This is a genomic window from Thiolinea disciformis DSM 14473 (genome assembly GCF_000371925.1).
Lineage (GTDB): Bacteria > Pseudomonadota > Gammaproteobacteria > Thiotrichales > Thiotrichaceae > Thiolinea > Thiolinea disciformis.
The window spans coordinates 130,973-138,937 of the sequence record NZ_AQVE01000008.1 but is presented as its reverse complement, the minus strand read 5'-3'; the positions used below and the strand labels follow the sequence as shown (position 1 = coordinate 138,937).

Genomic DNA, 7,965 nt, shown 5'->3' with positions numbered 1-7,965 from the left:
CTATTCATCGTGCTAAAGCGATAAAAGCGAAAATACATCAATGGTATAGCGATGGTATTATTCTGCATTTCCTGCCACCTTACTCCCCTGAACTCAATCGCNTTGAAACACTGTGGCGTAAAATCAAATACGAATGGCTACCCCTCCACGCCTATGAGTCCTTGGAGATGCTTCAGCACGAGCTACGCCACGTCTTAGACCTCATCGGACATCAATATGCGATTTCTTTTAGGTAGGTACTTAATAGATAGGCTTTAATCGTCATACTCTGCAAAGCCTTTACCTTATCTGCATCAAACACCGCACCATCAAATGCCTTAGTATCTTGGGTAGGACGTATAAAATAACGCCTCTGCAGATCATGGATTTCCTTAAACTTTAAAACCTGTGCATTGGCGTTTAATAACTGTGAACCTAATTGTAGCTGCCAGACCACATAATCAAAATTTTCATTTAAAAAACTCGCAGGCGACCATTGCCTTTGCTGGGCAATCGCCGCCATACGCCAAGCCCCAAACACAAAGACCTTACCTTGAGGATTGACTTCCGGCTCTAAGCTTAAATCGGCATTCGCCTTCACCAAATCGTAAGGTAATGCTAAACGCTCCAATACCTCTAACAAAATTTGCAAATTCTGTGGCTTATAAATGGACTGTTGGATAACGTAATGCATGGTTGTTCCTAGCTAAGGCTTCATTGATTAAATTCAGTTTAGTGATATCTGACTTAAAGCTTTTAACAGCATGACTCATTTACATCATTATTCCTGCCAAAGCATTTCCCCCTTTGCACCCACCACCCAAAACTGATGTGCCTCATCCACAGTCGGAAATTGATAAGACTCCAACTGACGATCTAATACCGCATCCGGTACAACATGCTCACGCGCTCGGTTATTTTTGCGTAACTCCGTTTCAGGCAATAGAAACACCACCAACGTAACCAAGGCATGATAATCACGTCCCAAATCCGCGACCGTGGAGCGAAAGTCTTGGCGCAAATTGGTAGCATCCCAAATCACACCACGCTTAGCGCGCAAGACTGCTTTTAATTGCTCTTTGGCTTGCTGACGAATCTCGCCGCTATGTTCTTGACTAGCACGATCACCATTCCATTGTTCACGTAATTCATCCAAAGAAATACGCTCGTATTGTGGAAAATGGTTTTGCAACCAAGTTGATTTCCCCGAGCCACTCAAACCGCAAGCGATGATCAAATGAGCATAATGTTCGCGATGCGTATAAGTGGTACTTAAGGCTTCTTCGGCCTGAGTGATTTTGCCGCTTGCTAATTCCGCTAGCGCATAACTGCGCACATAATCTTGAGCACCAGGTGAAAGTTCAGCTAAAGCGGGGCGAATAATTGCAAGCGGGTCTGAACGATCCCAGACCCCATAATGTTGGCAAAGCGCACGAAATTCTTCGAGCACCAATAAATCCATCTCCTTATCAGCACAGAGCCGACCTTGAATATCGGCACGCTCCAACCAATACAAGAGCTGCATATTCGACTGCCGCGCCAAGCTTAAAAAGGCGGCCTGATTACGTTGCCGCAGGATGAGTTGGCGCGGTATTTGATGTTCACCCACTAGATTTAAGACCGTCCATACTACGGAGAAATCGAGCTGCCATTTCATGAGCTTAGGGGCTAAATACGAACGCCCTTTATCCTCATGACCAGACGAACCAATACGTAAACGTCCTTCTTTTTCATAGGTTTTGGTACACATTGGCTTAGCAATATCATGCAAACAAGCCCCCAAAATCAGCGCTTGACGCTCAGCGCCTTGAATGTGTTGCGCCTCTGTTTGTAAGAGCTGATACAACTCCTCCAGCACCATACCCGTATGGATGTGTACGCTCCCCTCTGCGTGCCACTGCGCATCTTGTGGTGTCTCCTTAAAACGCAACAATAGCGGCAGGTCAGCGCCCAATTGTGCGACGCATTCATCAAAACGAGGAGTCGCATCTTTGGCAAGCTGTGCTAACCACGCATTTAATGTTTTCATGACACGTCCCCCTTTAAACCATTGGGAATAATCTCGGCAAACATCCAATGTTCGGTGGTCTGCACATGCTTAGCGCGTACCCATTTCGCCATATTTTGCGCAAATTGATCGTAATGAAAGGCACGGGTCGCCCGCACGACATAGCCTTCGCTAGTGGTTGTATCCACGTGAATCGCGCGAATGGCCGCCTCATTCCAAATACCTTGGTATAACACAGGTGGTACATGAATAGACCACAGTGCAAACCATTCCAAGGTTTCCGTCCAGCTCAGGCAAATGTTCTGCGCATTCCAAACCGAAAAACCATAAAAATAGCTGTCCAACTGATCATAAATCACTGAATGCTGTGCATACATATTCTCGCCGCACACACGCCACTCGGGTGGAATTTCATGCTTAAACTGGCCGTACCATTGTTTGACCCAGTCACGCGAGGCATGATGGCGACTGTCCACCGAACGGGCGTGCATACGATCACGATACAGTGAAGTATTTTCACCATCCATTTTTTCAGTCACCACGACTTCAAGACCAGCAAATTGCTCAGTATTGATAATGCGAATATCGTCACTGGCAACGCTGGCTGACCACGGTAAATGCGGCGTGCGCGGGTATTTATAAACTGACATAGCTTGTATTCCTAAATCCTTAAAATCACTAGCACGAGCAAAACCATCTCAGTGGTTACTGAGCAAATGCGGGTGCAATTTTTTGTAGTAATTTTGTTTTAGGTATTACATGGCTATAACTTATGAATTGAGCTTGCTGATTGAAGTAAACATTAAGGACTCAAGTTTAGTCTGATTCACTGGGTAATAATAGTTCCTAGCGACCAATTGCTTTTTATCATTTCTGAACTGCTGAAACGAGCAGCTTGTGACTGAAAAGTCGTGTTCGGCTCCAGTAAAGTTTCAAAGCACACAATCCAACACCGCTCTCTTGTTTCGTTAGTGGTGCTGTGTATAAAGTTGCTGATATTTGCTGACTGCTTAAGGAGGAAGACTTATGCCTATTCCCGATGCCAATAACCCTTATCCGATGGCAGGCTATCCACAAGTTTGTTTTATTAAAAATATCGTTAAAAATCCGCAAATTAGCATTGGCGACTACACGTATTACGATGATCCTGAGGGTGCAGAAAATTTCGAGAAAAACGTTCTGTATCACTACCCCTTTATTGGCGATCAATTAGTGATTGGCAAATTTTGTGCGATTGCACGTGGAGTGAAATTCATTATGAATGGCGCCAATCATGCTATGTCGGGTATTTCCACTTATCCCTTTGGTATCTTCGGTCAGGATTGGGCAAAAGTTCTTCCACACGCCATGAATACACCCCACAAAGGCGATACCGTAATTGGTCATGATGTTTGGTTAGGTTATGACAGCTTACTGATGCCTGGCGTGCACATTGGCAATGGTGCCATTATTGCTAGCCGCTCGGTGATTACCAAAGATGTCCCAGCCTATAGCATCGTCGGCGGTAACCCTGCACAAGTCCTGAAAACACGCTTTGATTCCTTCACCATTCAACGTTTACAAGCGCTTGCATGGTGGGATTGGAGTATCGAAAAAATTACTCAACATTTGGAGCTGATTATGGGGGGTGATGTGGATGCGTTGGAACGGGTTTAACTAGTTACGCCTAAGCCTTACTAGATTTATTAAACCTCTTTTATCTAAGATCACTGCGTAGCTAAGTTAAGAAATGACCAATCTATTAGCAGTGCAGGAAAAACCGACACAGGACTAACAGCTTCTAACTTGAACAACTCTGGTTTTCCATACTGTCCGTGAGCATCCAATAGGTAGATCATTACCCAGCTTTCAGTAGGTTGTACAATCCAATATTCGCGCACTCCAACTTTTTCATAGAGATTACGCTTGGTATGCATATCTTTGAAGGTAGTTGATGGCGAAAGAACTTCAATAATCCAATCTGGCGCACCACGGCAGCCCGCCTCGTCTAATTTATTCAGGTCGCAGATTACACTAACATCAGGTTCCACCACGGTATCAATCTGATCGTCCGCTTCCTGATGTTTGGGTAGGCGAACTGCAAATGGTGCAACATAAACCTCACAGGTTTTACCCTGCAAAAAATTACTAATTTGTCGACCTAATTCTAAAACGATTTTTTGGTGAATGCGCGCAGGTGCAGTCATTGAATAAGCCACACCATCAATGAGCTCCCAGTGCTCATCCTCAGGCCAGTGCTGATAATCCTTGTAAGTATAAGTCTGATTGACTTGTGGCGCAGTGGACATCTATTCGCTCTACACAATCTTAGATTTACAGATTATAGCAAATTGGTTTGGGGAATCCCCATGCTTAACATAAGCATTTAGTATACCAACCATATATGAACACTCTGCGCCTGATGATCGAACGGAGCACACTACTGTGAGCAGCTTGCACTCAGTGATAAGGTCTCACTATAGTAAACAGCATTTTTCTTGTGTCAGGTGATAACTATGTACGTCGACCCACCCGTTCAATACATTGAGCCCTTATTTCGCCCACCCAGCGAAGCAGATTCGTTGATCCTGCAAGTAACTAACGGGTGTAGTTGGAATCAATGTAGCTTCTGCGACATGTATACGCAGCCGCAGAAAAAGTTTAAGCCACGCCCTGAAGCGGAGGTTTTGGCAGAAATTCAGCGCTGTGGAGAAACGCTCCAAGGGGTGCGCCGTGTCTTTTTAGCGGATGGCGATGCGATGGTTTTATCCTTTCGCCGTCTTGAAGCGATTTTACAGGCTATTCGCACTTATCTACCCAGCGTAAGTCGCGTTTCGTCTTATTGCTTGCCGCAAAATATCGCTAATAAAACACCTGAACAATTACAAGCCTTGCGCGCCCTAGGCCTAAGTTTGGTTTATATAGGTGCTGAAAGTGGCGATGACACCGTGCTGCAAAAGGTACAAAAAAGTGAGACGTTTGCCAGCACTCGCGATGCGATTTTAAAACTAAAAGCAGCTAACATTAAAACGTCTGTGATGATTATTAATGGCTTAGGCGGTCAACACTATAGTAAACAGCACGCCATCGCCTCCGCTCAACTCATCAATGAAACCCAACCTGAATATCTAGCCACTTTAGCTTTATTCTTCCGATTCGGTGAGCGACGCTTTACTGAGCAGTTTGGCGAGGATTACTCTCCCTGCTCAACCCTCGACTTATTTACTGAAATGCAAACTTTCATCCAGCATTTAGACTTAAATCAAACTATTTTCCGTAGTGATCATGTATCTAATAATCTAGTACTTAAAGGAGTGCTTGCTAAGGATAAAGCCAAGCTACTCGCACAAATCCAAGAAGCCGTTGACTATGCACGCAGCAAGGGACCGAATTGGCACTTACCGATTTACAGTGGTTAATAATTTTTTTAAGGAATGCTAATGAACAAGGATTTTCGCAAATTTTCATTACTCGCTTTGTTATTCGTTGCTATTAGTGCGCCGAGCTTAGCAGAAGAAAAACCCGTCAGCGCTACTCCAGACTTGCATATTATTAATTTAGATGACGCGAATGATCCGGGGCTCAAGCTCATTGAATCTGAGTTAGGCATAGATGTTAAAGAATGGGTAGAAGAGCAGCGTAATTTTGAAAAACTTTTGGCTGCTAATACAGTGATTGAACTTGAAAGCGATGAACTGACTCATGTGGATCAACTCCTCACAGATGCTGAAGCAACTATTACTGATCCCACTAAAATCAAAGAGCGTTTGAAATTTGAACCGAAGCTTTTAACGGATCAAGCCAACTTCAAACTCTTATCCTTGGAGGAGTCTGGCGGCACAGATGGTGAAAAATTTGATGGCTTAACCACGATTTATGATTCGCCTTATGGAAAAATAATGCTTAGCGAGCAAGACCTCTCTTTTGGAGCGGGATCGATTTTCACCTCTAAAAATGCCTTAAATACTCAAGTAGGCGTTTATCCTGCGATGCTTGCCGTTAAAAAAGCTAAAGATAAGGAAGCATTTGAGAGCGCTTTAGATTGGGTCAATACTAAAACACATCGCGCCTACACGCTAACGCTTAATAAAAATTTACATGACGACAAACTCAAACAAGAACGTGCCGACCTATTTGAGTTACTGGGTAAAAACTATGGCGAATAAAGATTAATTCAAACGATACGACAAAGGCGCAACGCACTGGGTAGCGCCTTTTGATGAAGATTTATTTAATGTGCACTCGATTGTGCCCAAAGATTAATCCCACCATCTTGCGCGACTTGATCGATACTCACTAAGTCCTGCATACTAAAATCTAATTTATTTAAAGTACCCACATTCTCTTCAATCTGCTGCACACTGCTAGCTCCGATTAATACAGATGTTACGCGCTCATCACGCAATGCCCAAGCCAAGGCCATTTGCGCTAATGTTTGACCACGGCCTTGTGCAATTTGATTCAGATCACGCACCATCTTTAGATTCTTTTCATTCAGAAACTCTCCTAAAAATGAGCCTCCATGCGCGGCACGTGAATCCGCCGGAACACCTTGTAAGTATTTATTACTCAATAATCCTTGCGCTAAAGGTGAAAAGGCAATGCAACCCATCCCTTCTTGTTGCAAAGCAGTTAATAAACCTTGTTCTATCCAACGATTGAGCAACGAATAAGACGGCTGATGGATTAGGCAAGGAGTACCCAATTGGCGCAGGATCTTGGCCGCTTCGTGCGTCTTGGCAGGCGAATAAGACGAAATACCGACATATAAGGCTTTTCCCTGACGTACTATGCTATCCAAAGCCCCCATCGTTTCTTCCAAAGGCGTATGGGGGTCAAAACGGTGCGAATAAAAAATATCGACATAATCCAAACCCATACGTTTCAGGCTTTGATCAAGGCTAGCGATTAAATACTTGCGCGACCCCCATTCACCATAGGGGCCCGGCCACATATCATAGCCTGCCTTAGTCGATATAATCAGCTCATCGCGATATGGGAGAAAATCCTGTGCCAAGAGCTTACCGAACGCTTGTTCAGCCGAACCAGGCGGTGGGCCGTAATTATTCGCTAAATCAAAATGCGTAATACCTAAATCAAAAGCCCGACGCAACATAGCACGGCTATGATCTAGCGAACTCTGAGCACCAAAATTATGCCAAAGCCCTAAGGAAATGATAGGAAGCAATAAGCCACTGCGCCCACAACGGCGGTACTGCATCGTTTCATAACGGGCGGAATCGGCTTGATAAACCATGACAGCATCTCCTTGCTATTCAATACAATGGCCTTAGTATGAGCCTAGTCGCTTTGGTTTACTATGGGATAATTTTTTGTGAGCTAATACGCAGCACCTAAGCTGCTGCTGTTTTAAGGCAAGTATTAAACAACTCCAAAAAGCGGCTATGACATGAGGGAAGAAAGGCGAGTTAGCCTTTCCTACACCTTAAGACATTAGAGGTCAAAACTATCGGCAGGAACGCCTAAATCATTGCAAATCTCGCGAATCACTTGCTTTTCTTTTTCATCAAACGCACCATCCGAATTTGCAATGGCGACACAGACTCTCACCATCAGACGCGCTGCCTCCGGTTTATTACGCAATTTACCAATTACTTTTAACGCTTCAGCCTTACCAATTTCCAGATCAAACTCGAAGTTCGTATTAATCTTATTAAAGAAATCAATCACATCTTTAGTATCGAAAACTTTAAGCTCATCAGACTGTTGAATAAACTTCATCATCTTTTGTTTTTCAGCAGAACTAACATTGCCATCAGCCGCCGCCACTAGCGCACAACTAGCAATACACGCCTCCATAAACTCACGATTACGAAATTTGCTGACTTCGAGTGTTAATTGACTGCGTGCTTCTTGTACTTTTTGTTTTAAGCTGTCGAACAATGACATGGCTAAACTCCCTTTTCTATCTATTAGTATTAATAGCGATTAGATAGCACAGCCCTCTATCAAATACGAATAACCGTGATGAGAAGCAT

Annotated in this window: 10 protein-coding genes; 4 read left to right on the top strand and 6 right to left on the bottom strand. The window is 44.0% G+C overall.

Features of this window, described 5'->3' with window-relative positions:
- Positions 1-2: 2 nt before the first annotated feature.
- On the top strand, positions 3-236 hold the full coding sequence (locus A3IE_RS22450) for a transposase (RefSeq protein WP_425425129.1): 234 nt from the start codon (positions 3-5) through the stop codon (positions 234-236).
- Here A3IE_RS22450 and A3IE_RS0108655 read toward each other — a convergent pair.
- The 3 genes from A3IE_RS0108655 to A3IE_RS0108645 form a co-directional block, all read right to left on the bottom strand.
- Entirely contained in the window at positions 212-673 is a 462-nt protein-coding gene (locus A3IE_RS0108655) for an ATP-grasp domain-containing protein (RefSeq protein ID WP_020395217.1), read from the bottom strand. The two genes, A3IE_RS22450 and A3IE_RS0108655, sit on opposite strands and share 25 nt — an antisense overlap.
- Before the next feature lie 87 nt (positions 674-760).
- A complete protein-coding gene (locus tag A3IE_RS0108650; protein WP_020395216.1) occupies positions 761-2,008 on the bottom strand; it encodes an ATP-binding protein in 1,248 nt (415 codons plus the stop codon).
- Positions 2,005-2,637: an RNA ligase family protein gene (locus A3IE_RS0108645; protein WP_020395215.1), complete on the bottom strand. Its 633-nt coding sequence runs from the start codon at positions 2,635-2,637 to the stop codon at positions 2,005-2,007. Before A3IE_RS0108645 ends, A3IE_RS0108650 begins: the two co-directional genes overlap by 4 nt.
- Positions 2,638-3,013: 376 nt before the next feature.
- On the opposite strand from A3IE_RS0108645, the gene A3IE_RS0108640 reads away from it, so the two are divergent.
- Positions 3,014-3,643: a Vat family streptogramin A O-acetyltransferase gene (locus A3IE_RS0108640; RefSeq protein WP_020395214.1), complete on the top strand. Its 630-nt coding sequence runs from the start codon at positions 3,014-3,016 to the stop codon at positions 3,641-3,643.
- Positions 3,644-3,693: 50 nt separating this feature from the next.
- Here the strand turns inward: A3IE_RS0108640 and A3IE_RS0108635 are convergent, their stop codons facing one another.
- Complete coding sequence (locus tag A3IE_RS0108635) at positions 3,694-4,275, bottom strand: Uma2 family endonuclease (protein ID WP_020395213.1); 582 nt, start codon at positions 4,273-4,275, stop codon at positions 3,694-3,696.
- Positions 4,276-4,482: 207 nt separating this feature from the next.
- On the opposite strand from A3IE_RS0108635, the gene A3IE_RS0108630 reads away from it, so the two are divergent.
- Together A3IE_RS0108630 and A3IE_RS0108625 are read left to right on the top strand one after the other, a co-directional pair.
- Positions 4,483-5,385 carry a radical SAM protein gene (locus A3IE_RS0108630; RefSeq protein ID WP_020395212.1) on the top strand — a complete coding sequence of 301 codons (903 nt, stop codon included), beginning with the start codon at positions 4,483-4,485 and terminating at the stop codon, positions 5,383-5,385.
- 21 nt (positions 5,386-5,406) lie between these two features.
- Positions 5,407-6,132, top strand: a complete 726-nt coding sequence (locus A3IE_RS0108625; protein ID WP_020395211.1) for a hypothetical protein — start codon at positions 5,407-5,409, stop codon at positions 6,130-6,132.
- Positions 6,133-6,197: 65 nt separating this feature from the next.
- On the opposite strand, the gene mgrA is transcribed toward A3IE_RS0108625, so the two are convergent.
- Positions 6,198-7,223 carry an L-glyceraldehyde 3-phosphate reductase gene (gene mgrA, locus A3IE_RS0108620; RefSeq protein WP_020395210.1) on the bottom strand — a complete coding sequence of 342 codons (1,026 nt, stop codon included), beginning with the start codon at positions 7,221-7,223 and terminating at the stop codon, positions 6,198-6,200.
- Positions 7,224-7,420: 197 nt separating this feature from the next.
- Entirely contained in the window at positions 7,421-7,876 is a 456-nt protein-coding gene (locus A3IE_RS0108615; protein ID WP_020395209.1) for a tellurite resistance TerB family protein, read from the bottom strand.
- Positions 7,877-7,965 lie beyond the last annotated feature (89 nt).

What these genes read in the sequence shown, in the direction of transcription:
- A3IE_RS0108655 (WP_020395217.1), bottom strand. Translation starts at nt 673, where the DNA reads ATGCATTACGTTATCCAACAGTCCATTTATAAGCCACAGAATTTGCAA.
- A3IE_RS0108650 (WP_020395216.1), bottom strand. Translation starts at nt 2,008, where the DNA reads ATGAAAACATTAAATGCGTGGTTAGCACAGCTTGCCAAAGATGCGACT.
- A3IE_RS0108645 (WP_020395215.1), bottom strand. Translation starts at nt 2,637, where the DNA reads ATGTCAGTTTATAAATACCCGCGCACGCCGCATTTACCGTGGTCAGCC.
- A3IE_RS0108640 (WP_020395214.1), top strand. Translation starts at nt 3,014, where the DNA reads ATGCCTATTCCCGATGCCAATAACCCTTATCCGATGGCAGGCTATCCA.
- A3IE_RS0108635 (WP_020395213.1), bottom strand. Translation starts at nt 4,275, where the DNA reads ATGTCCACTGCGCCACAAGTCAATCAGACTTATACTTACAAGGATTAT.
- A3IE_RS0108630 (WP_020395212.1), top strand. Translation starts at nt 4,483, where the DNA reads ATGTACGTCGACCCACCCGTTCAATACATTGAGCCCTTATTTCGCCCA.
- A3IE_RS0108625 (WP_020395211.1), top strand. Translation starts at nt 5,407, where the DNA reads ATGAACAAGGATTTTCGCAAATTTTCATTACTCGCTTTGTTATTCGTT.
- mgrA (WP_020395210.1), bottom strand. Translation starts at nt 7,223, where the DNA reads ATGGTTTATCAAGCCGATTCCGCCCGTTATGAAACGATGCAGTACCGC.
- A3IE_RS0108615 (WP_020395209.1), bottom strand. Translation starts at nt 7,876, where the DNA reads ATGTCATTGTTCGACAGCTTAAAACAAAAAGTACAAGAAGCACGCAGT.